The organism is Thioalkalivibrio sp. ALE14 (assembly GCF_000376845.1).
Lineage (GTDB): Bacteria > Pseudomonadota > Gammaproteobacteria > Ectothiorhodospirales > Ectothiorhodospiraceae > Thioalkalivibrio.
The window spans coordinates 209,261-231,559 of sequence record NZ_AQXY01000031.1; the positions used below are offsets into that span (position 1 = coordinate 209,261).

The 22,299-nt window shown below is 65.0% G+C and carries 22 protein-coding genes and 2 tRNA genes; 15 read left to right on the forward strand and 9 right to left on the reverse strand.

Translation table 11 applies throughout. From position 1 onward, the window contains the following. Window positions 1–128: 128 nt before the first annotated feature. Both F572_RS0113855 and msrP read right to left on the reverse strand, forming a co-directional pair. A complete protein-coding gene (locus tag F572_RS0113855; RefSeq protein ID WP_017942066.1) occupies window positions 129–776 on the reverse strand; it encodes a sulfite oxidase heme-binding subunit YedZ in 648 nt (215 codons plus the stop codon). A gap of 12 nt (window positions 777–788) precedes the next feature. Next, a complete protein-coding gene (msrP, locus tag F572_RS0113860) occupies window positions 789–1,757 on the reverse strand; it encodes a protein-methionine-sulfoxide reductase catalytic subunit MsrP (RefSeq protein ID WP_017942067.1) in 969 nt (322 codons plus the stop codon). Between the two features lie 216 nt (window positions 1,758–1,973). Here msrP and F572_RS0113865 point away from each other — a divergent pair, with 216 nt between their 5' ends. Continuing rightward, window positions 1,974–2,174: a hypothetical protein gene (locus F572_RS0113865; RefSeq protein WP_017942068.1), complete on the forward strand. Its 201-nt coding sequence runs from the start codon at window positions 1,974–1,976 to the stop codon at window positions 2,172–2,174. 283 nt (window positions 2,175–2,457) lie between these two features. On the opposite strand, the gene F572_RS0113870 is transcribed toward F572_RS0113865, so the two are convergent. The 3 genes from F572_RS0113870 to F572_RS0113880 form a co-directional block, all read right to left on the reverse strand. Further along, on the reverse strand, window positions 2,458–3,600 hold the full coding sequence (locus F572_RS0113870) for a lipocalin-like domain-containing protein (RefSeq protein WP_017942069.1): 1,143 nt from the start codon (window positions 3,598–3,600) through the stop codon (window positions 2,458–2,460). A gap of 119 nt (window positions 3,601–3,719) precedes the next feature. Further along, window positions 3,720–6,263, reverse strand: a complete 2,544-nt coding sequence (locus F572_RS0113875) for an FtsX-like permease family protein (protein WP_017942070.1) — start codon at window positions 6,261–6,263, stop codon at window positions 3,720–3,722. Further along, window positions 6,260–6,976 (reverse strand): ABC transporter ATP-binding protein, encoded by a 717-nt coding sequence (locus tag F572_RS0113880; RefSeq protein WP_017942071.1) that lies wholly within the window; start codon window positions 6,974–6,976, stop codon window positions 6,260–6,262. Before F572_RS0113880 ends, F572_RS0113875 begins: the two co-directional genes overlap by 4 nt. A 482-nt stretch (window positions 6,977–7,458) precedes the next feature. Between F572_RS0113880 and mgtE (F572_RS0113885) the strand changes: the two genes are divergently transcribed. From mgtE (F572_RS0113885) to F572_RS0113945, 14 genes are all read left to right on the forward strand, one after another. Further along, entirely contained in the window at window positions 7,459–8,817 is a 1,359-nt protein-coding gene (mgtE, locus tag F572_RS0113885) for a magnesium transporter (RefSeq protein WP_017942072.1), read from the forward strand. A 283-nt stretch (window positions 8,818–9,100) separates the two neighbouring features. Then, window positions 9,101–10,459 carry a magnesium transporter gene (gene mgtE, locus F572_RS0113890; RefSeq protein WP_017942073.1) on the forward strand — a complete coding sequence of 453 codons (1,359 nt, stop codon included), beginning with the start codon at window positions 9,101–9,103 and terminating at the stop codon, window positions 10,457–10,459. Between the two features lie 601 nt (window positions 10,460–11,060). Then, entirely contained in the window at window positions 11,061–11,309 is a 249-nt protein-coding gene (locus tag F572_RS0113895) for a type II toxin-antitoxin system Phd/YefM family antitoxin (protein ID WP_017942074.1), read from the forward strand. Further along, a complete protein-coding gene (locus F572_RS0113900; RefSeq protein WP_017942075.1) occupies window positions 11,302–11,724 on the forward strand; it encodes a putative toxin-antitoxin system toxin component, PIN family in 423 nt (140 codons plus the stop codon). Before F572_RS0113895 ends, F572_RS0113900 begins: the two co-directional genes overlap by 8 nt. 385 nt (window positions 11,725–12,109) lie before the next feature. After that, window positions 12,110–12,628, forward strand: a complete 519-nt coding sequence (locus tag F572_RS0113905; RefSeq protein WP_017942076.1) for a pilin — start codon at window positions 12,110–12,112, stop codon at window positions 12,626–12,628. Window positions 12,629–13,014: 386 nt separating this feature from the next. Further along, on the forward strand, window positions 13,015–13,524 hold the full coding sequence (locus F572_RS0113910) for a pilin (RefSeq protein WP_017942077.1): 510 nt from the start codon (window positions 13,015–13,017) through the stop codon (window positions 13,522–13,524). A gap of 260 nt (window positions 13,525–13,784) precedes the next feature. Next, window positions 13,785–14,027, forward strand: a complete 243-nt coding sequence (locus tag F572_RS0113915) for a type II toxin-antitoxin system Phd/YefM family antitoxin (protein WP_017942078.1) — start codon at window positions 13,785–13,787, stop codon at window positions 14,025–14,027. Further along, entirely contained in the window at window positions 14,027–14,449 is a 423-nt protein-coding gene (locus tag F572_RS0113920) for a type II toxin-antitoxin system VapC family toxin (RefSeq protein WP_017942079.1), read from the forward strand. Before F572_RS0113915 ends, F572_RS0113920 begins: the two co-directional genes overlap by 1 nt. A 347-nt stretch (window positions 14,450–14,796) precedes the next feature. Further along, window positions 14,797–15,078, forward strand: coding sequence for a type II toxin-antitoxin system CcdA family antitoxin (locus F572_RS0113925; protein WP_017942080.1), 282 nt, complete (start codon window positions 14,797–14,799; stop codon window positions 15,076–15,078). Then, the gene (locus tag F572_RS0113930; protein ID WP_017942081.1) at window positions 15,078–15,392 is read left to right on the forward strand and encodes a CcdB family protein; all 315 of its coding nucleotides are present in this window, start codon (window positions 15,078–15,080) and stop codon (window positions 15,390–15,392) included. Before F572_RS0113925 ends, F572_RS0113930 begins: the two co-directional genes overlap by 1 nt. Window positions 15,393–15,526: 134 nt before the next feature. Then, on the forward strand, window positions 15,527–15,805 hold the full coding sequence (locus tag F572_RS0113935) for a BrnT family toxin (RefSeq protein ID WP_017942082.1): 279 nt from the start codon (window positions 15,527–15,529) through the stop codon (window positions 15,803–15,805). Beyond that, window positions 15,780–16,085, forward strand: a complete 306-nt coding sequence (locus F572_RS15520) for a BrnA antitoxin family protein (protein ID WP_081602023.1) — start codon at window positions 15,780–15,782, stop codon at window positions 16,083–16,085. Before F572_RS0113935 ends, F572_RS15520 begins: the two co-directional genes overlap by 26 nt. Window positions 16,086–16,301: 216 nt before the next feature. Then, the gene (locus F572_RS0113940) at window positions 16,302–16,544 is read left to right on the forward strand and encodes a type II toxin-antitoxin system Phd/YefM family antitoxin (RefSeq protein WP_017942083.1); all 243 of its coding nucleotides are present in this window, start codon (window positions 16,302–16,304) and stop codon (window positions 16,542–16,544) included. Further along, complete coding sequence (locus tag F572_RS0113945) at window positions 16,544–16,966, forward strand: type II toxin-antitoxin system VapC family toxin (RefSeq protein WP_017942084.1); 423 nt, start codon at window positions 16,544–16,546, stop codon at window positions 16,964–16,966. The genes F572_RS0113940 and F572_RS0113945 overlap by 1 nt, the downstream gene beginning before the upstream one ends. A gap of 952 nt (window positions 16,967–17,918) precedes the next feature. Here the strand turns inward: F572_RS0113945 and F572_RS0113950 are convergent. The 4 genes from F572_RS0113950 to F572_RS0113965 form a co-directional block, all read right to left on the reverse strand. Further along, window positions 17,919–20,366, reverse strand: a complete 2,448-nt coding sequence (locus F572_RS0113950) for an EAL domain-containing protein (RefSeq protein WP_196794003.1) — start codon at window positions 20,364–20,366, stop codon at window positions 17,919–17,921. Window positions 20,367–20,789: 423 nt separating this feature from the next. Next, window positions 20,790–21,899, reverse strand: a complete 1,110-nt coding sequence (locus F572_RS0113955) for a GGDEF domain-containing protein (protein WP_017942086.1) — start codon at window positions 21,897–21,899, stop codon at window positions 20,790–20,792. Window positions 21,900–22,056: 157 nt separating this feature from the next. Next, window positions 22,057–22,130: transfer RNA gene (locus F572_RS0113960), tRNA-Cys, on the reverse strand. Between the two features lie 92 nt (window positions 22,131–22,222). Beyond that, window positions 22,223–22,298, reverse strand: a tRNA-Gly gene (locus F572_RS0113965). Window position 22,299 lies beyond the last annotated feature (1 nt).

A 22,299-nucleotide genomic window follows, 5' to 3' on the forward strand; every position in this document is an offset into this window, starting at 1 on the left:
AAGGGTTATTGGTGAGGTGGCATCCCCGGCGCGGCGGCTAGCATCGCGCGGTGGGCGAAATCTCGGCCCCCGCAATCAAAACCTTCCTGTCTTCCCATCTTCCTGTGAAACGCCCTTGACCTAGACCTTCAGGCAGGCGCGCGGCGGTGGGCGTGAATACGGCGGCGGGTCTGCCAGCGGTAGACGATGCGCCAACCGAGCAGGAAGGCCAGGATGGCCGCGTACAACGCGACCTCGGCATAGTCCGCCCGCGCCAGCCACAGGAAGTGCAGTACCGCCAGCACGCCGGCCATATACACCCCGCGGTGCAGCCACACCCACCGCTTCTTCAGCCAGCGCTGGGCACCGTCGGTGGAAGTCAGCGTTAGCATCAGCAGGATCACCCAGGCGGCGAAGCCGACCATCACGAACGGGCGCTCCGTCAGGTCGTAGAGCACCAGCTCCCAGTCGAAGAAAAGGTCCACGCCCAGCCAGATCAGGGCATGCGCAGTCACGTAGCCGAACGCGACCAGCCCCAGCATCCGCCGCAGGCGGGTAATCCACACGACCCCCGTCATCTGTCGCACTGGCGTCACCGCCAGTGCCACCAGCAGCGCAATCATCGCGTGGGTTCCGGACAGCTCCAGCAGCTTCTCGATCGGGTTCACACCCAGTCCGCCAAACCAGCCAAGGGTTCGCAGGCCGATCCACATGGCCGGCAGCAGCGCCACCATCAGAACCGCCCACCAGACGCCGGTTGGCGGGCGGGCCCGTGCCCGGCGGGTTGTGGCGGTCATGCCATCATCCCGTCAGAAATGCTCGCGCAGGTCCATGCCCTCGTACAGCGACGCCACCTCATCGCCGTAGCCATTGAACATCTCCGTGCGCCGACGCCGGAATTCACCGATACGGCGCTCCGTACGCTGCGACCAGCGCGGATGATCCACGTCCGGGTTCACGTTGCTGTAGAAGCCGTACTCGTCGGGCTGCGCCTGATTCCACAGCGTCGGTGGCTGCTCCTCGACAAACCGGATGTGCTGGATCGACTTGATGCTCTTGAACCCGTACTTCCACGGCACCACCAGCCGGATCGGCGCACCGTTCTGGTTGGGCAACACCTCGTCGTACAGGCCCACCGACAGGATAGTCAGCGGATGCATCGCCTCGTCCAGGCGCAAACCTTCCGTGTAGGGCCATTCCAGCCCGCCACTGCCCCGCCGGCGCTGGCCGCGCAGGTTGTCCGGGTCGTAGATGCTCTCGAAGGCCACGTAGCGCGCATCACTTCGGGGAGCGGCCTTCTCGATGATGCGGTTCAGCTCGAAGCCGATCCACGGGATCACCATCGACCAGCCCTCGACACAGCGCATGCGGTAGATGCGCTCCTCCAACGACCACGGGCTGATGAAGTCCTCCACCGCGTATTCACCCGGGTTGTCGCACAACCCGTCCACCGTAATCGTCCACGGATCGGTCTTGAGCTGGTCGGCGTAGGTCTTCGGATCTCCTTTGCCCGGGCCCATCTCGAAGAAGTTGTTGTAGCTGGTGACCTCGTCATAGGAGGTCTTCGACTCGTCGGTCGAGAAATCGCTGGCCTCGAACTCCAGCGGATAGCCCCGCAGCGCAGCGGATGCCGGCAACGCCATGCCCAGCCCCCCGAGCGCGAGGCCCGCGCCGAGCCCGATCCCCGTGCGCAGGAACTCGCGCCGGAGCGCGTAGACCTCCGGCGGGGTAATCTCGCTGCGGGAACAATCGGAACGACGTCGGGTGCGGATCAGCATGGCCTGCCCTCGCGAATGATTCTGGTGGCGACGGAAAGCGCCGCCACTCGTGCACGATGGACCAGCCACGGACGCCCGAGTTCGCCACCCGAGAACCATAAGCCGATTCGCAGAACAATAAGAATTTTCTGCTTGCGAACCGGCCGGAACGATATATAAGGCTTTTCTGATACCGCAGTCCGGGGTGGCCCGGCCGGCTTGTCAGGAGACCCGACAATGGATCCGACGATCGACTACGCGGCCGATGGTGCCGACGAGATCGCCAGCCTGTTCGACAACCAGCTCGTCAACGACCGCGGCCCGGCGCGTCACGCCGCCCGCCGCACTCTGGAACGCCTGATGGAAGAACGCGCCCTGCGCGCCCACCCCCAGGACGACTTCGACCTCGACCCGAGCCACGAAGCCCTCGACTGGTAACCCCCGGGGTGGCCTCGCGCCACCCCTCTCCTGCAAGCAGCCCTGTTGCACCACAGAGGACACGGAGAACAGCCAGGTCAGAAGCGAAAAGCATTCACAGGAAGATTGGAAGATCGGAAGGTTTTTTAGGTCCGGCAGTGCTGCGTCGGAGGCAGGCTCAGCCCTCGGGCGCTGGGGGTGCCCGGGCTCCCCACAACAACCCTTCCAGGCTTCCCGTCTTCCTGTTAATCGATTTTGACCTGGCTGTTTCCGTGTCCTCTGTGTCCTCTGTGGTGAAAACGGCTTAGTTGCCCTCGTACCCAGTCAGCTCCACGAAGCCCCGGCCGATCGGCTCGCCATCCGCGTCGAGAATATCCACCGCCCCTTCCCAATAACGGACCACGGTGTCCATCTCCTGCTCGTCGCGCACCGCAACCACGGTCCACTCCCGCACAGGCCCGCCGTCCGAAGGCTCGATGCGCATGGACCATTCCACCGGATAGCGGTTGCCGGACGGCTGGGTCGCGTAGCGGGTGGGTTCGAGCTGCACCTGCTCCGGCTCCAGCAGGGCGTCCCGGGCATCCGCCGGCATCCAGCGACCTTTCGATAACTCATGCGGCGTGCCATCGGGCCGGCACAACTGGTAGTACATCACGTCCAGCCCGTCATCCAGCTGCAGCGCAAACCAATTCCAACCCTCCTGATCCTCCGCCAGCGCACTGGTGCTCCATTCGCGGTCCATCCACGCCTGCCCGGTCACGTCCAGCTCCGTCCCGGCCGCACGGCGAACCTCGCCCACCACCGCGATACGCGGCATCGAGTAGTAATAGGACGCATCGCCCGGCTCCGACCCCTTCTGGCTCAGGCCGGCATCGCCCTGCAGCACCGGCTCGCGAACCGGCTCCAGTTCCAGAGACAGCACGTAGTCCTCCACGGTAAAGCGCAGCGTCCAGCGCTCCCCGTCCAGCCCGGCCAGTTCCCAGTCTTCGGCCCAGACACGCCCTACCGGCGTGGTGGCTCCGGCCAGCCCCCCGCCATCGCGCACGAACCGCTCCTCGGATGCGTGAAACCCCGCGTCACGGTCCAGCACAGCCGTATGCACCATCCACAGATCGGGGCTGGCCCAGGCCGACGCGTGCCAGACCGCATCCCCTGCTAGCCCCGGCGCGAGCCCCACACGGAAGAACGTCACATGGAACCCGAAGCGCTCGCCCTCCGGCCCGTCGAGATTCCCGGTCACATACCACCACTCGTTGCGAAACCCCGGATGCGGCCCGTGATCGCGCGGAAATTCGAAGGCCCGCGGCGCATCCGCGCGGCGAAAGCCCGTGGTGTCCTCACCCCCGAGGGCCTCGCTCACCCGCAGTCCGGTCACCCCCGAATCATCCGACTCCGGCGGCTCCCCACCCCCGCACGCGGCCAGCACCCCCACCATCATCAACACCATAACCACCCTCAGGCGCAGCCCCCGTAGGAGCCTGCTTGCAGGCGAAGCCCCTGCCCGCGCTGGACCCTGACCCAAAACATTCGCCTGCAAGCAGGCTCCTACAGGATTCAACCACCGCATCACGGCGTCTCCCGTAACGCCGGCACCAGCCGCATCCGCGCCATCCGCCAGGCGGGGATCACCGACGCCAGCAATGCAGCCCCTACGCCCAGCAGGACGGTCTCCCCGACCTCGGCCCAGGACAGCCGCAGGTCCATGCCCCAGCCAAAGGCCTCGCGGTTGATCACCTCGATCAGCAACCAGCCCATCCCCAGCCCCAGCGGGATCGCCGACAGGGCGGCAAACGCCCCCAGCACCCCGCCCTGCAGGACCACCAGGGCGCGCACGCCCCCGGGCAACAGCCCGAGGCTGCGCAGCGTGGCGAATTCGCGCGCCCGTTCCATCTGCAACGCGATCAGGGCGCCCAGGATCGCGATGAAGGCCACCACCAGCGTGATCACCCGCAGCAGATGCGTGATCGCAAAGGTCCGGTCGAAGATCGCCATCGACTCCTGCTCGATATCCCCCGGCCGGGTCACCAGCGCCGCATGGTCCTGCTCCGCCAGCCACGCCTCCAGCTGCTCCACCGCCTGCTCCGCGTTGGCCCCGTCCGGCAGGCGCAGCCCGAACGAGCCCACCCCGTCCGGGGGCACGCCCCCGCGCGCGAAGGCCGCCTGCGTCATCAACACCGTCCCGCTGGGATTGCCATAGTCGCGGTAGATCCCGGGAACCTCGAAGGCGCGTTGCCCACCGGGCACCGCCAGCGACAACCGATCCCCCGGTTCCACGCCGTGATGCGCGGCAAATGGCTCGGTCACCAGCACCGCGTCCTCCGTCGCCAGCCGGTGCCCCAGCGGCTCGCGAGGCGCCTCCGCCTCCAGCAACGGCAAGTATTCCAGCCAGTCGGCATGCGGACGAACCACGTAGAGATCGACCAGCCCGTGATCGCTGACGACCTCCTGGCTGGAACCCGTACTCACCGACACCGCCCCCGACCGGGCCACCAGGTCGGCGGTCCAGTCCTGGGGCAGACGCGCGCCGGCGCGTGCCGATGCCGGCGCGGCGGGCACCACGTACAGATCCGACGTTAGCGCCTGCCCCAGCCACTGCTCCACGCTCCCGCGAAAGCTGCCGACCATCACCGCCACGCCGATGGCGGCGGCCAGCGCCAGCGTCAGTGCCGAGGTCGCGGGCGCACTGCGCGACAGGCTGCGCTCCAGACTGCGCACCGCAATACGCGGCAGCGTCACCCCGCGCACCAGCACCGCCAGACCACGAAGGGTCCAGACCAGCACCCAGGGCAGCAACAGAACAAAACCGGCGATCAGCAGGAACAGCGCCACGAAGCCGCCAACCAGCGCCCCCGCCCCGGTAACGATCAGGCCCGACCCGGCAAGCAGCAGCACGAGGGATACCAGTGCCAGCCATGCGGCCCAGCTACGCGCGCGGCGCTCCAGCCCGCCGCGCCCACTGCCGCCGGGGCCGGCCGTGCGGGCCGCCTCCCAGGCGGGGGCCATCGCCGCCGCCAGCGAAAGCCCCACCCCCAGCAGGAACACCGCCGCCAGGGCCAGCGGCCGCGGCGTCACCCCGGTCACCGCCACCGCAAAAAAGTGGTCCGTGACCGTCTGGGCCACCTGTGCGACCAGCACCTGCGCCAGTGCAATACCCAGCAACGCGCCAAGCAGCGTGCCGATCACGCCGACCAGCAACGCCTCCAGCAGCACCACGCCGAAGATTGCCCGCCGGCCCACACCCACCAGGCGCAGGCTGGCGATCACTTCGCGCCGCCGGAGTACGGCAAAGGTCTGCGTGTTGTAGATCAGGAACGCCGCGATCAGCAGTGCCAGCAAACTCATCGCCGTCAGGTTGATGCGAAACGCCTGCGCCAGCTCGCGCGCGGCCTGCCCGCGACTCTCCACCGGCACCAGCTCCAGTTCGGCGGGCAGGGCGTCGCGGAGCGCGTCGACTTCGGCCTCCGCCAACCGCACGTCGATCCGGTCCAGACGCCCCAGCCGATCCAGCAGCACCTGCGCCGTGGCCATATCCGTCACCCAGAGCGAACCGCCCGCGATCCTGTCTTCCTCCGCGTCCGGCGCCTCGCGTTCAGCAGCCCGGTCGATCACGGTCACCTCGCGCGTGCCGCCTGCCGCCTCCAGCGTCACACGGGCCTCGTGTGCAGGCCCCGAGTCGCGGAACCAGCTCGCTGGCGGCAGGATCGTCCCCGGCTCGGTCACCAGGCGTTGCACCGGCGCATCACCGATATCCGACGCGGTCCCGCGAAACGGCCCTTCGGCCAGGGGATCTACCCCGAGCACATAGATCGTGGTGCCATCCGGCAACCGCGCCGGCCCCTCCACGATCGGCGCCGTGTCCCGCCACCCGGCCATGCGCAGATCGCGATAGAAGGCCTCGTCGAACCCACTCGCCGGCCCCAGTACCTGGTGCGTGGCGGCCCCCGCCACCTCGTCCATCGAGCGGTCGAAGGCCCGCTGGGCCGACTGGTTCGCCAGGTCCACCGCGAGCACGACCGCCACGCCGATGATCACCCCCACCAACGTCAGCAAGCGCTGCAATGGCCGCCGACGCCAGTCGCGCAGCCACGCGCGCAGAACCAGACCGCTCATGCCGAAGCCGCTTCCGCCGAATCCACGGCTTGCAGGATGCCATCACGCATCGTCAGCACCCGGTCCAGCCGGCGCGCCAGCTCGTGACTGTGGGTCACCAGCAACAACGAGCACCCGGTCGCCCGCACCTGCTCCAGCAGCAAGGCGAAGACCGTCTCGCCGGTGCGCGAGTCGAGGTTGCCGGTGGGCTCGTCCGCCAGGATCAGCGCCGGCTCGTGCACCAGCGCCCGGGCAATCGCGACACGTTGCTGCTCGCCCCCGGACAGCGCCTCCGGATACCGCGCCTCCTTGTCTGCAAGCCCCACCGCCGCCAGCTGTCGGGCGGCGCGCTCACGGCGCTCGGCCGCGCCGGCCTTCGTCGCCAGCTCCAGCGGCAGCATCACGTTCTCCAGCACCGTGAGCGTCGGGATCAGGTGGAACGACTGGAACACGATCCCCACGCGGGCCCGCCGCAGCCGCGTGCGCGCCGCCTCGTCGAGGCCCGCGAGCGCTTCGCCCGCCAGGTGCACCTCGCCACGATCCGCCGCCTCCAGGCCGGCCGCCAGGTGCAACAGGGTGGACTTGCCGCTCCCGCTCTCGCCGACGATCGCCACGCGCTCCCCGGCGCCCAGCTCGAAATCCACGCCGTGCAGCACCTCGCCCTCGCCGGGGTAGGCAAACGCCACATCGGTCAGCGACAACACCGCGTCTTCTACCGAGCCTTGTTGCTCCATCGTATACGCCTTTATTGATACACCAATGGTGGCGTCAGAGAGACGCCGAGTTGTTCGCCTGCAAGCAGGCTCCTACAAGGCAGGGGAAGCCCCCTGTAGGAGCCTGCTCGCAGGCGAACAGCGCTCACCGAACGCCCCACACGTTCCGGCCCAACACAGACCATGAAGAGTAGATGAATGTTTCAAAACCCTGCACAAGCGGTTGATTGACGGCCGCCATCCGTTAGAATAAGGCGCATCTCCACACACGGGAACGCGCCTTGAAACGTCGATCACGCAGTCGATCTATCCGCGCCTAGCGGCAAGCGCCCGTTCCCCAACCGGTCGCTTCCGTCAGGCCTCTTTGATCAAAGAGCCGGGAGCGGCCGGGCCTCACCAGCCCGACCCGACCCTGGACCATTCACCGCATCCGTGCGGCGCCACGCGGGCCTGTGCCTGAACACAGACCACTGGTAGCGCCCCGATGCCGCCGGGAGAAGGGCATGGAGCTTCACCTCGAACAGTCCATCATCGAGCTGAAGGAGCTGTTGCGTCTGGACGACCGCGACGGGCTCCACGAGCTGCTCGACTACATGCGCGTGCAGGATATCGCCCACGCGCTGATGGAGCTGGGCGACGAGGACCTGTGCGCCGTCTTCAACCTGCTGCCCCCGGGGCGCAAGGCGGACGTCTTCGCCTACCTCGACACCGGGCACCAGATCCGCCTGCTGGAGGCCTCGCCAAAGGACGACGCCCGCTTCATCCTCTCCGAGATGGAGGCGGACGACCTCACCGCCCTGCTGCAGACCCTGGATCCGGACACCCTGCGCGGCTACCTGCGCCTGCTGCCGTTTCGCGCCATCCGCCGCGCGCTCAAGCAGCTCAACTACCCGGAAGACTCGGTCGGTCGCGTGATGTCCCCGGACGTGGTCGCCGTGGACCCGGACTGGACGCTCAAGCGTGCGCTCGCGTTCATCCGCCGCAACGCCGACGAGCACTCCAACAACGTGATCTTCGTGGTCGACCCGGATCGCGTCCTGCTGGCCGCCGTCCCCATCCGCCACTTCCTGCGTGCCAGTGCGGACAGCCCGGTGCGCGAGCTGCTGGGCGAGGCCGAGCCGATCACCATCACCGTCTCCGAAGACGCGGTCGAAGCCGCTCGCCGGATCCAGCACTACGACCTCGAGACCCTCCCGGTGGTGGGCGAGACCGGCGAGCTGCTGGGCGTGGTCACAGTGGACGACGTGATGGACCTGATCGAGGCCGAATCCACCGAGGACTTCCACAAGCTGGGTTCGGTGGGCACCCTGCCCCTGTCGCCGCAGGACGCCAGCCCGTTCCTGCTCTATCGCAAGCGCATTGGCTGGCTGCTGGGCCTGGTCGCCTTCAACACCATCGGCGCCCTGATGATCTCCCAGTACGAGGACATCATCGAGGCCGTGGTGGTGCTGGTGTTCTTCCTGCCACTGCTGATCGCCTCCGGTGGTAACGCCGGCGCGCAGAGCTCCACGCTGATGGTGCGTGCCATGGCCACCGGCGAGGTCACCGCCCGCGACTGGCTCAAGCTGTGGGCCAAGGAGATGGGCGTCTCCGTGACCCTGGGTGTCAGCATGGGGGTGGCCGTGTCACTCGTCGGCCTTTGGCGCGGCGGACCGGAGATCGCACTTCTGGTCGCCCTGGCCATGACCGTCATCGTCACCGTGGCCAGCATCCTCGGCATGCTTCTGCCGGTGGTCCTGAACAAGCTCCGTCTCGATCCGGCCACGGCCAGCGTCCCACTGGTCACCTCGCTCGCCGACATCGGCGGTATCCTGATCTACTTCTCGCTGGCCGTGGCTATTCTTGGCCTGGCGACTCCGTAGGGAGACACTGCCCCATGTACACGCTCGCGTTGACACCCCAGGTTTTCCGAGACAAGGCGCGGTGCGCAGCCGGTAGTGGTTCTACCGGCAAGGGCCGCAACGCAGGATCGGTGAACCTGGGGTGCCAACCCCGAAGGGGCTCGGCCCCTTTTGCGTGCGCACGGCGTTGCGGTTCCCTTGTGCAGAATGACTGCACGGCAGTCACCGCGCCTTGTTCGCACACAAAAGCGACTCGAGCGCGAGCGTGTACATGGGGCAGTGTCTCCCTGAGGGGAACCCGCGCATGAGCGCCACCGAACCCGATCTCGACACCCTGCGGCAGGTCATTGCCGACGCCCTGGACGAACCGGATGCGGACGTCCTGCAGGCGATTTGTGCCAGCCACGCCGCGCCGGACCTCTCCGACGCGCTGGAGGCGCTGCCGGCCGAGCAGATGGAGGCGTTCTTCCAGCGCCTGGACGTCGAGTGCACGGCGGATATCTACGCCCACCTGGAACCCGACCACCAGTCGCGGGTCTTCCAGGCGCTGGACGACGATAACGCCAGCCGCCTGGTGGCGGCACTGTCCTACGACGACGCGGTCTCCGTGATCGACGGGCTTGAAGACGACCAGGCCGAATCCCTCCTCGAGACGCTCCCGGACGACGACCAGGAGGCCCTGGAGACCCTGCTCGGCTACCCAGAGGAGAGTGCCGGGCGCCTGATGACACCCGAGTTCGCGACGGTGCAGCCAGACTGGTCGGTGGCGGAGGCGATGGACCACCTGCGCGAACACAGCGACCTCGCCGAGACCATTAACACCATCTTCGTGACCACGCCCAATGGCGAGCTGCTCGGCTGGGTGCGCCTGAAGGAACTCCTGCTGTCACGCCCCAGCACCAGCGTGCGCGAGCGCATGCACACGGACGTCGTCAGCATCGCGGCGGAGGAAGACCGCGAAGAGGCCGCCCACCGCATCTCCCACTACGACCTGGACGTCCTCCCGGTGGTGGACGACAACGGCCACCTCCTCGGCATCATCACCGTCGACGACGTCATGGACGTGTTGCGCGCGGAGACCACCGAGGACTTCCACCGCATGGCCGCGGTCGGCGACGTCGTGCTCTCCCTGCGCGACGCCAGCATGCAGCTGCTCTACCGCAAGCGCATCGGCTGGCTGGTGATCCTGGTTGCCGTGAACATCCTCTCCGGCATGGCCATCGCCCACTTCGAGGCCGCCATCGAGACCGTGGTCGCACTGATCTTCTTCCTCCCCATGGTCATCGCCTCCGGCGGGAACGCGGGCGCCCAGGCCTCCACCCTGGTGGTGCGCTCGCTCGCCACCAACGACATCAAGCTCCAGGACTGGTGGCGCCTGGGCGGCAAGGAAATCCTCGTCTCGTCCGCGCTGGGCGCCACCCTGGCCGGCGCCATCTGGCTCTCCGGCAACTGGCTGGGCAGCTTCGAGGTCGCCAACGCCATCGCGCTGGGCATGTTTCTGGTCGTCCTGTTCGGCTCCATGTTCGGCCTGCTGCTGCCCTTCACCCTCACCCGCTTCGGCGTCGACCCCGCCGTCGCCAGCGCCCCGCTGATCACCTCCGTCGTCGACGTCGTCGGCATCACCATCTACTTCGCCACCGCCGTCGCCATCCTCGGCCTCTGATTCGCATTCTCCGTAGGAGCCTGCTTGCAGGCGAAGCCCCTGCCAACGCCTGGCCGGCACCAAAACATCACCCTCCCCGCGGGCGCCCCCTTCTGGCAACGCCCTTCGTGGGAGCGGGCTTGCCCGCGAAGCCCCTGCCAGAGTGCGATGCCAGCACCGCACCACCGTAGAAGAAGCCCCTGTGCAAACGACCTCTGGGGAGGCAGAGCCCTGGGCGAGCGCCCTTCGTGAGAGCAGGCCTGCCCGCGAAGCCCTCGCCAAAGTGTGACACCCGCACCGCGCCACCCCCGCGTTACCGCTCTCGAGCACCGCCCCACCAGGCCCGCGACGAGCCCGAGCCTGCCCCCTTCATACCGGCAGCCCACGTCATCCCGGCCGCAGCGAAGCGAAGAGCCGGGATCTCCACCGGTGAGCGAAACCCACCGCATCCCGGACCACCACCGAGGACCACCCGGAACAACGACCAAATCGGCAACAGCCCCCGAGACACATATCAGCGGTCCAATCCACGAGCCGACCGCCTGAACCCGATACCGCCGGCGATAGCGCCACCCCTAACTATTTTGTACAATCTGTACCTAATAGACATAAGGAAACCGGCATGCGTACCGTCAGTGCAAGCGAAGCCAAGCAGGGCCTGGCCGGCGTCATCGAATCCGCGCGCAAGGAGCCCGTCATCATCCAGCGCCAGAAACGCGATGTGGCCGTGGTCCTTTCGCCCGAAGAATACGAGCGCCTGGTCCACCTGAACGTGAATGAGTTCCGCCGGTTCTGCGACCAGATCGGCGGCAAGGCCGAAGCGGCCGGCCTGACCCAGGAAAAGCTCGACCAACTGCTCGCGGATGACTGAGTCCAACCGGCAGCGTCGGTGGGTACTGGACACGAACCTGCTCGTCAGTCGCCTCCTGGTTCCATCCGGCCCCGCGGCGCGGGCCGTTGACCACGCTCTCGACCGAGGCATCCTCCTGGTCTCGGAGGCCACCCTCGACGAGCTCGTCCAGGTTCTCTCGCGCCCCAAATTCGATCCCTACATCAGCCAGGCGGAGCGACAGCAGTTCATCCGCCTGCTGGGGGGCATTGCACGCTTCGTTACGATCACCACCCCAATCACGGCCTGTCGCGATCCGAAAGACGACAAGTTCCTCGAAGTCGCCGTCCACGGCGAGGCCCATGCCATCGTTACCGGAGACGCCGACCTGCTCGAGCTCGATCCTTTCCACGGCATCCGCATCCTCCGCCCCGCCGATCTCCTCACCCGGCGCTGAACCGCACCCGCACCCAATCCACTTGTCGGGCAGAGCGTTGCCCACCCTGTAGGAGCCGCCTTGGCGGCGAAGCCCCGGCCAGCGCGTAATCCACCCCGTCGCACCCCCCCATACCGGCCACCGCGCTGCGAAGAGCCGGGGTCGCCTTCAGTGACAAAACCCCCATAGAAACTGACCACCCGCGTCACTTGGGGTGACCATTTTTGTCACGTGACACATCTGGATGTCCCGCATGTTGTGACCCAAACCCCACACCGAATGGCCACACAGCGCCGTTTCTTCGGATTCCCCTCGCCCTGGCACACCCATTGCATCTACCCAGACAGCTGCCCACGGGGCGGCCGGGCCTCCGGCCCCGCTTTCATCACATCAAGGGAGTATCACCATGCATCAAGCCATGCGTACCGGAATCAACAAACCGAAGGCCCAGCAGGGCTTTACGCTGATCGAACTGATGATCGTGGTTGCGATCATCGGCATCCTGGCCGCCATTGCGATTCCGCAGTATCAGGACTATACAGCACGATCTCAGGTCAGCTCAGCTCTAGCTGAAATCACTCCACTCCGAACGGCAGCTGAGGAAATTATCGTCCGCGGCGGCGTCGATGCTGCAGATGACCCAGACATGGCAGATTTGGGAGCCCCAGGTGCAGCGGCTGGCGAGCAAACCGTCGACACGCAATTCGGCCAGATCTCTAAAGACAATGATGACGGCAACAATGGCGACAACTTTGAACTCATTATCACCCTCGGTGGCGGCGCTGACGCCTCTGTTGGTCCGGCCGTAAATGGGGCCATCATCACTCTTCAGCGTCAGACAAACGGTGGCTGGGATTGCGAAATTTCCAACACCCCTGGGGGCTGGAAGAGCAACTACACGCCCTCAAACTGCGAAGAAGTATAAAAGAGCAAAGGAAACGAAGGAAACAACGGGTACGGACACCCACCTAGTACTGGAGCCCCGGCCATCGTGCCGGGGCTTTTTCGTTAAAGAAACCCTTCCGACGGAACATCCTCTGAAGGCCCTGCAGGACACCCAGTTTCCTTGCGATTGAAGAGCGTCTAGCTCGGGGAACCGAGAAGCTCTAGGACACCCACTTTGTCGCAGCCATGGGACGTCCCGATTTATCTACCACACGGGCGACCCAATCTCTTAACCGCTTTTTAATTCCGATGTTCCCAGGGCCACGACTATCGGACAATCACTTGGTCGGGTGCACCGCCGAGGAAATCCATATGTTACATTGACTTGGTTCGAATTTTGCAGGATTTCTGGACGATTCAAAAGCAATGCGAGATCCGGCCATGCCCCCAAAACACAGCACCCATGGATTTACCCTCATCGAACTTATGATTGTCGTTGCGATCATCGGCATCCTGGCCACCATCGCAATCCCGCTGTATCAGGATTATGTCGCACGCAGCCAGATCCACTCAGCACTCTACGAAATCTCCGGTCTCAAGACCGCCGTCGAAGATACACTCGCGCGTGGCCAGGTCACCAGCGCCGACTCACCCGACATGGCGGATCTGGGCGTACCGGGTGCGGCACCGTCCGACCAGACCGTCGACACCTCTTTCGGTCAAATATCAAAGGATAACAACGCGGCTGGCAATGGAACCGAGTTCGTCCTCACCATGACCCTTGGCGAAGGCGCGAGCGCCCGCGTGGGTCCAGGCGTCAATGGTGTCATGCTGTCACTGCGCCGGCAGCCCAATGGCCAATGGTTATGTGAAATCGCGGACACTCCAGCCGGATGGAAAGAAAGCTTTACTCCATCCGGGTGCAGCGAAATCTAAGGGAATCCTCTGGGACACCCACTTTGTCGGCCGGGACATCCACTTTGTTGCCGCGGCTACGTCCTTCCAGACGACCCCGTTTTGCAGGGGCACGAGTCTGTCCGATAGCGTCGGGACACCCACGTTGTTGATAAGCCGGATTCGCCGCCGCAATCGGCCTCAAGCCCCGCATCTGCACCCCGTCCCTCGCGCCAGGCCATTTCCGCAACGGTTATGGCCAGGGTATGATATGACCATCTACATGGTCAGGAGAGTGCGAAATGCCCGAGCCGACGGTTAGCCTGGCGAACGCCAAAGCCCACCTGAGCGAACTGGCGGAACGAGCTGCTGCAGGTGAATCCATTCTCATCACCAAGCGAGGCAAGGCCGTCGTACGCCTTTCCAGCGCCACGGCACCCAAAAAACCCATTGATGCAAATGCGCTCCGTGCAGTCACCGATGCCCAGCAACACGGTTCCGATGAGACCTTCATGCGGCACATCCGCGACAACGCTCGCTACTGATGCGCTATCTGGACACCAGCATCCTGGTCGCGGCGCTCACCCGCGAGCCCCGCACCGCAGATATGCAAGATTGGCTAGCGGCACAGGGCGCCGATTCGCTATGCATCAGTGACTGGGTGCTTACGGAGTTCTCCGCAGCCTTGTCCATGAAGGTTCGAATGGAGATCCTGACACCCCGGGAACGGGCGACCGTGCTTGGTGCATTTGCGGCGTTGCGGGAATCGTCACTCTCGACCGTGCCGGTCTCGTCTATCGATTACCACACCGCTGCCCTCTTCGCCGACGATCATGCCTCCGGGTTGCGCGCGGGCGACGCACTTCACCTGGCCATTGCGTACAACCACGGCGTGGAACTTTGCTCACTCGACAAGACGCTCATGGCTGCTGCAGAACCCATGGGCGTGAATGCGACGCTGCTGTAATCAATCGAAACCGGGGACAGATTGATTTTCCCCGTCCCGAAAATCGGCCTCGTGCGCTAAAACTCTCCGGGACACCAAACTCTCCGGGACACCCACTTTGTCACGGTGCGACGCGCGCCAGACCCGCTATTTGCGGGGCATCGGGGCCGCCCGCAAGCTCTTCCGCAATCCTGCGGCCTGACACCGTTGACCGCCATACAGACGCCAACGGCCGGGATTCGCAGACACTCGGTGCCATCAAGACCAGGAGAGTTCTCTGCGAGCCCCACTTTGTCGCCCTTTGTCATGCCATCCTCGATGGTCGCCAAGCAGATCTTCTTGATGCGCATCACTGATGCGCATACGATATGCGCTATCATCGGCAGCATCAGGAGGCCTTTGTGTACCAGACCCCGTACAACACAGACGCACCGCGCAAGGCCACCAACCTCAGCGTCAATACCGACCTTCTGGCCCAGGCGCGAGAGCTCGGCATCAATCTCTCGGGCCTGTTCGAGGAATCGCTGGCGCGTGCCGTGCGCGACGCCCGTCGCGACGCATGGCTGACCGAGAATCGGGAGGCCCTCGAAGAATACAACCAGCGCGTAGCCAAACAGGGCAGCTTTGGCGATCAGATGCGGCGCTTCTGATGGCGCAGTTCGCGGTACATCGCAACCCGCACGCAGCCACCGCGCGCTGGATACCCTATCTGCTCGTACTTCAGGACGATCTGCTCTCCGAACTGGACACGGTGGTGGTCGCCCCACTCGTAGACGCTGAGGCGTTTGGTCGTCCCGCCCGCATCCTCAACCCGACCTTCACCATAGAGGGCCAACCCGTCGTCTTGTCGACTGCTGAACTGGCCGGAGTTTCCCGCGATTCGCTTGGCGCCGAGGTCGTCAGCCTTGCCCACGAGCGGAACACCATCATCGCCGCTTGCGACTTGCTGCTCACCGGCATCTGACCGCTCCTTTGTCGGCCGGGACATCCACTTTGTTGCCGCGGCTACGTCCTTCCAGACGACCCCGTTTTGCAGGGGCACGAGTCTGACCCAACTCGCCAATTGCTCACTCCATTTAATGTGCATACAATAAGTATATGGAGATCGAGTTTGACGCAGACAAGGACGCTGCGAACCTGGCGAAGCACGGGGTCTCACTCGGCGATGCCCTCGGGCGCGAATGGGATACGCTCCTGGCCATGGAAGACCGACGGAAAAGCTACGGCGAACGTCGAATGCTCGGGTACGCCTTGATGGGCGAACGCTTGTATTGCGTCGTTTTCACCGATCGATCGTCCGTGCGGCGAATCATCAGCCTGCGCAAAGCCAACAACCGGGAGATTGCGCGTTATGTCGAAATCACTAACGCTACGTAGCGGTCGGCGCGTCGTCTTGAACGACGCCGACGAGGAATCGTCCATTCAGGCCGGAATCGATGCTGATCCAGAGACCCGGGAACCTTCCGAAGACGAGACGAAAGCCCTGCGACGCGTCGGTCGCCCACCTCTGCCTGTGACTAAAGAGCGTATCACGATCCGCCTGTCGCCAGACGTCGTGGAGGCATTCCGCGCGACGGGAAAGGGTTGGCAGACGCGAATGGACTCGGCTTTGAAAGACTGGCTCAAGGACCATAGTCCGACTTCTAATAATCGTTAGTTGTCAGGTCTCGGCTGGTTATAAACGCGTTTTCGAAAGCAGTCGGGGTGGGTTGGACCATCCCGAGGACACCCACTTTGCGGACATAAGCCGGATTCGCCGCCGCAATCGGCCGCAAGCCCCGCGTCTGCACCCCCGTCCCTCGCGCCAGGCCATTTCCGCAACGGTTATGGCCAGGGTATGATATGACCATCTACATGGTCAGGAGGGTGCGAAATGCCCGAGCCGACGGTTAGCCTGGCGAACGCCAAAGCCCACCTGAGCGAACTAGCTGAACGTGCTGCTGCAGGTGAATCCATCCTCATCACCAAGCGGGGCAAGGCGGTCGTGCGCCTTTCCAGTGCCACCGCACCCAGGAAGCCGATCGATGCGAATGCGCTCCGTGCAGTCACGGATACCCAGCACAAAAGTATCGATGAGACCTTCATCCGTCGTATGCGTGATGATGCTCGCTACTGATGCGCTATCTGGATACCAGCGTCCTGGTGGCGGCCCTCACTCGCGAGCCCCGAACCGAGGATATGCAGAATTGGCTGGCGGCACAGAGCGCCGGTTCGCTGTGCATAAGTGACTGGGTGCTTACGGAGTTCTCCGCAGCCTTGTCCATGAAGGTTCGAATGGAGATCCTGACACCCCGGGAACGGGCGACCGTGCTTGGCGCATTTGCGGCGTTGCGGGAATCGTCGCTCTCGACCCTGCCGATCTCGTCTATCGATTACCACACCGCTGCCCACTTCGCCGACGATCATGCCTCCGGGTTGCGCGCTGGCGCTGCCCTTCACCTGGCCATTGCGTACAACCACGGCGTGGAACTTTGCTCACTCGACGAGACGCTCGTGGCCGCTGCAGAACCCATTGGCGTGAATGCGACGCTGCTGTAATCAATCGAAACCGGGGACAGATTGATTTCCCCGTCCCGAAAATCGGCCTCGTGCGCCCTCTCAGGACACGCGCTTTGTTGCTGGGCCCAATTCGTCCAAATGGCAAGGGGGGACAAGTTTAATTTCGATTCCCCGAGCACCGACGCGCGGTCGGGCATTTTATTGCCAGAGGCTGGATTCGCTGGTGCACCCGGCAGTTTTGGGCAGGTCCGGCGCGGGCGGGGGCTTCGCCTGCGAGCAGGCTCCCACAGTTCGTCGGGCGCGAAGCGTCGGATGCAATCGGCGCCGCAAAGTGCCTCGGCCACTCAGCGCCACCGCTTGGCCCGCCGAGGGCGACCCTGATCCGGGTCTTTGCCGAAGCGCCACCATTCGTGCTCCTTGCCCCTGCCGTGTCATCCCGGCCGGAGAGAAGCGAAGAGCCGGGATAATCGCCGGGAGACCTAGCCTGTCTTGCAGCACTACTGAAATGCCAGGATTGGGGTCGAGAATGCCCAAGCCCCGGAAACAGAAAGGGCCGCCCGGATTCCCTTCCTGGACGACCCTTTTGGGGCTTCCCTGCCCCGAGGCACCACGCTAACAGAACCCGTCTCGATTTCCAGTCACACGGGCCATGAATTAATGAACGGTCGTTTTTGACTGATGAACGGTAGTTTTCCATGGAATATTTTTGGGCCGATCTGGAACCACACCGACTTTTCGGGTGCAGGCCTAATCTCGAGAGATCGAATCTGGAATGCAAATTTGGAGGACATCCACTTTGCGAAGAAGCCCACTGCGGGAAAGCCACTTTGAATGCCGTTCTCAACCAGAGACGGCGATGCAGCCCAAGGCTCCGAACAGGGACAACTCTGGCAGGAGCTTCGCGGCCGAGGCCGCTCCTACAGAGATGGCGGGTCGTTGCGGGGATCGGGTGAAAGGCTCAATACCCTGACCGCGGGGAGAACGCCGCTCGTCAGTCCCGGAACACTTGATCGGCGGGGGTCGGGCGCCCCAGCAGGAAGCCCTGGCCGCTGGCGCAGCCTTCCTCCAATAGGAAGGCACGTTGCGGTTCTTCCTCGACGCCCTCGGCGATCAGGTCCAGTTCCAGGGCTTCGGCCAGTGCGATGATGGCGCGGATGATGGATTCGTTGTGGTGGGAGTGGCCGATGTCACGTACCAGCGACTGGTCGACCTTCAGGCGGTGAAGTGGCAAGCGGCGCAAGTGCGCGAGATTGGAATAACCGGAGCCGAAGTCGTCCATGGCCAGGCGTACGCCCAGGTTGTCCAGGTGGCGCAGGATCGCCAGCGCACGTTCCGGGTCTTCCATGATCATGGTCTCGGTCAGCTCGACTTCCAGGCGCTCGGGTGCGATGCCGTAGCGTTCCAGCGTCTCGCGCACGGTGACGACCAGCTGCTCGTCGTGGAGTTCGCGGGCCGAGAGGTTCACGGCGATCATCGGAACGTTCTGGCCCGCCGCATCCCAGGCCGCAAGCTGACGACAGGCGGCCTCCAGCACCCATCGGTCGATCGAGACGATCAGCCCGGTCTCTTCCGCCAGGGGAATGAACTCCGCCGGGGACACCATCCCTCGCCGCGGATGGTTCCAGCGCACCAGGCTCTCCACCCCTATACATTCGCCACTGGAGAGGTCGAACTGCGGCTGAAAGTGGAGCACGAACTCTTCGTTGGCGATCGCCTGACGCAGGTCATTCTCCAGGAACAGTCGCCGCTCGGTCAGGGCACCCATCTCCGGGGCATAGGCGCACCAGCCGTCGCCACCACGGGCGCGGGCGGACTGCATGGCCAGCTCGGCCGCAGTGAGGAGCTCTTCGCGTGTCTGTCCGTCGTCCGGGAAACTCGCCACGCCCGCGCTCACCGTGAGCACCAGCGTCCGGCCCGCGGTGTCGAAGGGCGCCCGCAGGGTATCAAGAAGGCCCTGCATAAAGGTCTCCAGCTCGCCTTCGTCCGGGCCTTCGATGATCAGACAGAACTCGTCCGCCCCGATGCGCGCGATCGTGTCCTGCGGCGAGAGCGTCTGGCCCAGGCGCTGGGCGATCCCCTGCAGCACGGTATCCCCTGCTGCGGTCCCCAGGGTCTCGTTCACGTTGCGGAAGCGGTCCAGGTCCATTAGGACAATCCAGCGCGTCTCGCCATCCGCCATCGCGCGTTCCACTGCATGGCCCAGGCGGTCCTGCAGCAGGGTCCGATTGGGCAGCCCCGTCCGCGCATCGAAGTGTGAAATCTGGCGCAGCTGCTCCTTCTGCTCGATGCTGTCGGTCAGATCCGTCCAGCTGCCCACAATCTCCTGGTCACCCCGACCCGCACTTCCCGGCACCAGACGCATCTCGTCCCGCACATGGCGCAGCTTGCCCCAGCCATCAAACAGGCGGAACTCACGCACCATCTCCCCGTCTTCCAGCAACCGCAGATTTTCGTGCAGGGCGCCAGCGCGATCCTCGGGATGCAGTTGCTGCTCCCACCAGCCGGGGCGCATGGCGGTGGCCGGATCGATTCCGAACAGGCGCTGGAGGTTGGAACTCACCCAGAGGGGGTGGAAGCTGGGGGCGGCCAGCTGATAGATCACGGTGGGCCCACTGTCCAGCACGTGCTCCAGGCGCTGGTTGGCCGCCCCCAACTGCCGGGTACGCAGACGGACCTGCCAGCGCAACGCGAGACCGACCAGTGCCAGCAGCAGCACCAGGCCCAGCGCGGCAAGCAGCACCCACTTCACCCAACCCGGCAGTCCTGGCACGTCGTCCGCCAGCAAAGTGGCCGCAAGGGCCTCCTGGTAAGGCGAATCCGCCAGCGGCTTCCATTGCTCGAGATAGGCGTCGATGACGGCCAGCCGTTCGTCATGGGCACCCGGTGTCGCCGCGTAATAAAGCCCCACCTGGCCGAACGTGATCGGCGTCTCCACCAGACCATGGGCCCGCGCATGCTGGCGACCATAGAAGTTGTTGCTCACGGCCGCCTCGGCCTCGCCTTCCAGCACCGCCCCGAGGACCGCCGGCAGGTTGCTGAAGGTGATCACCTCGTACTGGACGTTCGGATCGCGGATCTGCTGCCGGCGCAGATGGCTTTCCTGAACGGAGCCTTCCAGGACCGCGATCCGCCGCGAACCGAGCGCCTCAAAGCTGCTGAACCCGGACTGCGGGAAGGCATACACCTGGCTCCACCCCTGGACCACGGGGATCTGATGAAACTCCAGGAATTCCTCGCGCACCTCGGTCAGGGCGACGTCCGGCATCAGGTCCAGACGACCCTCGCGCAGATCCAGCAGGCATTGCGCCCATTCACAGGGAACATACTCGATCTGCCAGTGCTCGCGCCGCGCAATGGAATTCAGCAGGCGCACAAAGAGGCCATCGGCCTCTCCGTGTTCGTCCACGCTGATTTTCGGCGCGTTGTCGTACACGCCCACGCGCAATTGCGGGGTATCGGCCACGGCGGGCGACACCCAGAAGGCAACCAGGAGGCCGGCAAGCGACAAGACGTGGCCGGGAGAAAGCAGCACTTCCAGCGCCCTCAGGCGACACCCGACTCGGGACGATTGGGGACAATCCTTGGCGCTCACCACACTCTCTCGACAGGCCCGATGCACGCATAGTGCCATGCTCCGCCCGCCGATGCGTGCCACCGTGTTGCAATCCGAGCCCAGCCGTTGGCGGCCGCCCCCAGGGGTCCCGAAGCCTACGCCCCACATGAAGGGATTCATTCCAGACAGAACCGCAAGCACATCGTGACCCATCCCTGGTCGATCCGGGCACGGCCCCATGTCTCCGGGACCGCCCTCAACATGTCCGTCGACCTTCCCCACCCGGAGGTCCGCCCCCGAACGGCTCGCCTAAGCGCTGTCCTCCGGGCTGTAAAAGACCCGGTCACGGCCCTCCTGCTTGGCACGGTACATCATGTCGTCGGCACGCCGCAGCACGCTGTCCAGGCTGTCCTGCGGACCGAAGGTGGTTACGCCGAACGAAGCCGTGACCGGCACTCCGGCGATGGGTCTTTCCGCGATCGCCTGACGGCAGCGTTCCGCCAGCTGCACGCTCGGCTCCCCCGCGATCTCCGGCGCGACGATCAGGAACTCCTCACCACCCCAGCGGGCGACGAAGTCCGGCTCGCGCACCGAATCCCGCAGAAGCCGCGCAACCCCGGCGATCACGGCGTCGCCCATCGCGTGGCCATGGGTATCGTTCACGGCCTTGAAGTGATCGATATCCATGCCGATCACGCTGACCGGCAGCCCGTAGCGCCGAACCGAGGCCGCCTGACGCTGAAGCGTGGATTCCGCCGCTCGCCGGTTGGCCAGGCCGGTCAGGGGGTCGGTGCGGGCGGCCTGCTCCAGCGCTTCACTGCGCACCAGGGCGTCCTTGACCGTATCGCGCATGGAGGTCGCGACACTGGCCAGTGCCAGCAAGATGGCGAGAAAGAGGTGGATCCGCAGCAGGTAAACAATCGCCTCGCGCGAGAGCTCGCCGCGCAGCCACTCGCCGGCGACACCGGTGACCGCGATCAGCGTCGCGATCGCGAGAATGGCCAGCCCCGCCCAGAGGCCCCGGCGATGTTCGAGCATGACGAAGGCCGCCAGGATCACGATGCCCACGGCCCAGTAATGCCCGCCGGCCAGGACGAGCAAGTGCTCCTCCAGTGACCCGCCGGCGTGAAAATGCCATGCGAGACGGCTCAGGATCATCGACGCCACCAGCCCGAGCATCCATCCCTCGAGCCGCGGCAGGGCCTGCGGCGCCCGCCACACCGCCAGAAACAGCACCACCAGGACGCCCGCGAAAAGCGGATACAGGTAGGCAAGGAAGGGATCGCCGGGTGTGCGAATCACCCAGCTGAGCAGGAAGATCGCGACCCCTGCCGCCAGCGCCACGAGATAGACCAGACGCTTCCAGTTCTGAAGCCGGTCCGCATCCACCCCCACACTGTCGGTCGCCTCTACCTGCATGGAATGTTCCCTGATGACGCGCCACGCGCCCATGGTTGCCGGCCGCAGCCGCCATAGACCCCTTCGCGCCCGAGCATGCCGACCTGCACCGCCAAGGGCAATGGCGCCAACGAAAAAGGCCGCCCCAAGGGGCGGCCCGTCACGCGTACGACAATGATGGAGGCTGGGGTCGGAATCGAACCGGCGTACACGGATTTGCAGTCCGCTGCATAACCACTCTGCCACCCAGCCTTGATCGGGTGGGTTCCGGCCCGGAAGACGCCCTGGCATCTACGTGGGCCGAAACAGAAAACCCCGGCGGAACCGGGGTTTCAGGAATCTGTTGGAGCGGGAAACGAGATTCGAACTCGCGACCCCAACCTTGGCAAGGTTGTGCTCTACCAGCTGAGCTATTCCCGCT

Coding starts and splice junctions, on each gene's coding strand:
- F572_RS0113855 (WP_017942066.1), bottom strand. CDS start 776: ATGACCGCCACAACCCGCCGGGCACGGGCCCGCCCGCCAACCGGCGTC.
- msrP (WP_017942067.1), bottom strand. CDS start 1,757: ATGCTGATCCGCACCCGACGTCGTTCCGATTGTTCCCGCAGCGAGATT.
- F572_RS0113865 (WP_017942068.1), top strand. CDS start 1,974: ATGGATCCGACGATCGACTACGCGGCCGATGGTGCCGACGAGATCGCC.
- F572_RS0113870 (WP_017942069.1), bottom strand. CDS start 3,600: ATGGTGTTGATGATGGTGGGGGTGCTGGCCGCGTGCGGGGGTGGGGAG.
- F572_RS0113875 (WP_017942070.1), bottom strand. CDS start 6,263: ATGAGCGGTCTGGTTCTGCGCGCGTGGCTGCGCGACTGGCGTCGGCGG.
- F572_RS0113880 (WP_017942071.1), bottom strand. CDS start 6,976: ATGGAGCAACAAGGCTCGGTAGAAGACGCGGTGTTGTCGCTGACCGAT.
- mgtE (WP_017942072.1), top strand. CDS start 7,459: ATGGAGCTTCACCTCGAACAGTCCATCATCGAGCTGAAGGAGCTGTTG.
- mgtE (WP_017942073.1), top strand. CDS start 9,101: ATGAGCGCCACCGAACCCGATCTCGACACCCTGCGGCAGGTCATTGCC.
- F572_RS0113895 (WP_017942074.1), top strand. CDS start 11,061: ATGCGTACCGTCAGTGCAAGCGAAGCCAAGCAGGGCCTGGCCGGCGTC.
- F572_RS0113900 (WP_017942075.1), top strand. CDS start 11,302: ATGACTGAGTCCAACCGGCAGCGTCGGTGGGTACTGGACACGAACCTG.
- F572_RS0113905 (WP_017942076.1), top strand. CDS start 12,110: ATGCATCAAGCCATGCGTACCGGAATCAACAAACCGAAGGCCCAGCAG.
- F572_RS0113910 (WP_017942077.1), top strand. CDS start 13,015: ATGCGAGATCCGGCCATGCCCCCAAAACACAGCACCCATGGATTTACC.
- F572_RS0113915 (WP_017942078.1), top strand. CDS start 13,785: ATGCCCGAGCCGACGGTTAGCCTGGCGAACGCCAAAGCCCACCTGAGC.
- F572_RS0113920 (WP_017942079.1), top strand. CDS start 14,027: ATGCGCTATCTGGACACCAGCATCCTGGTCGCGGCGCTCACCCGCGAG.
- F572_RS0113925 (WP_017942080.1), top strand. CDS start 14,797: ATGCGCTATCATCGGCAGCATCAGGAGGCCTTTGTGTACCAGACCCCG.
- F572_RS0113930 (WP_017942081.1), top strand. CDS start 15,078: ATGGCGCAGTTCGCGGTACATCGCAACCCGCACGCAGCCACCGCGCGC.
- F572_RS0113935 (WP_017942082.1), top strand. CDS start 15,527: ATGGAGATCGAGTTTGACGCAGACAAGGACGCTGCGAACCTGGCGAAG.
- F572_RS15520 (WP_081602023.1), top strand. CDS start 15,780: ATGTCGAAATCACTAACGCTACGTAGCGGTCGGCGCGTCGTCTTGAAC.
- F572_RS0113940 (WP_017942083.1), top strand. CDS start 16,302: ATGCCCGAGCCGACGGTTAGCCTGGCGAACGCCAAAGCCCACCTGAGC.
- F572_RS0113945 (WP_017942084.1), top strand. CDS start 16,544: ATGCGCTATCTGGATACCAGCGTCCTGGTGGCGGCCCTCACTCGCGAG.
- F572_RS0113955 (WP_017942086.1), bottom strand. CDS start 21,899: ATGCAGGTAGAGGCGACCGACAGTGTGGGGGTGGATGCGGACCGGCTT.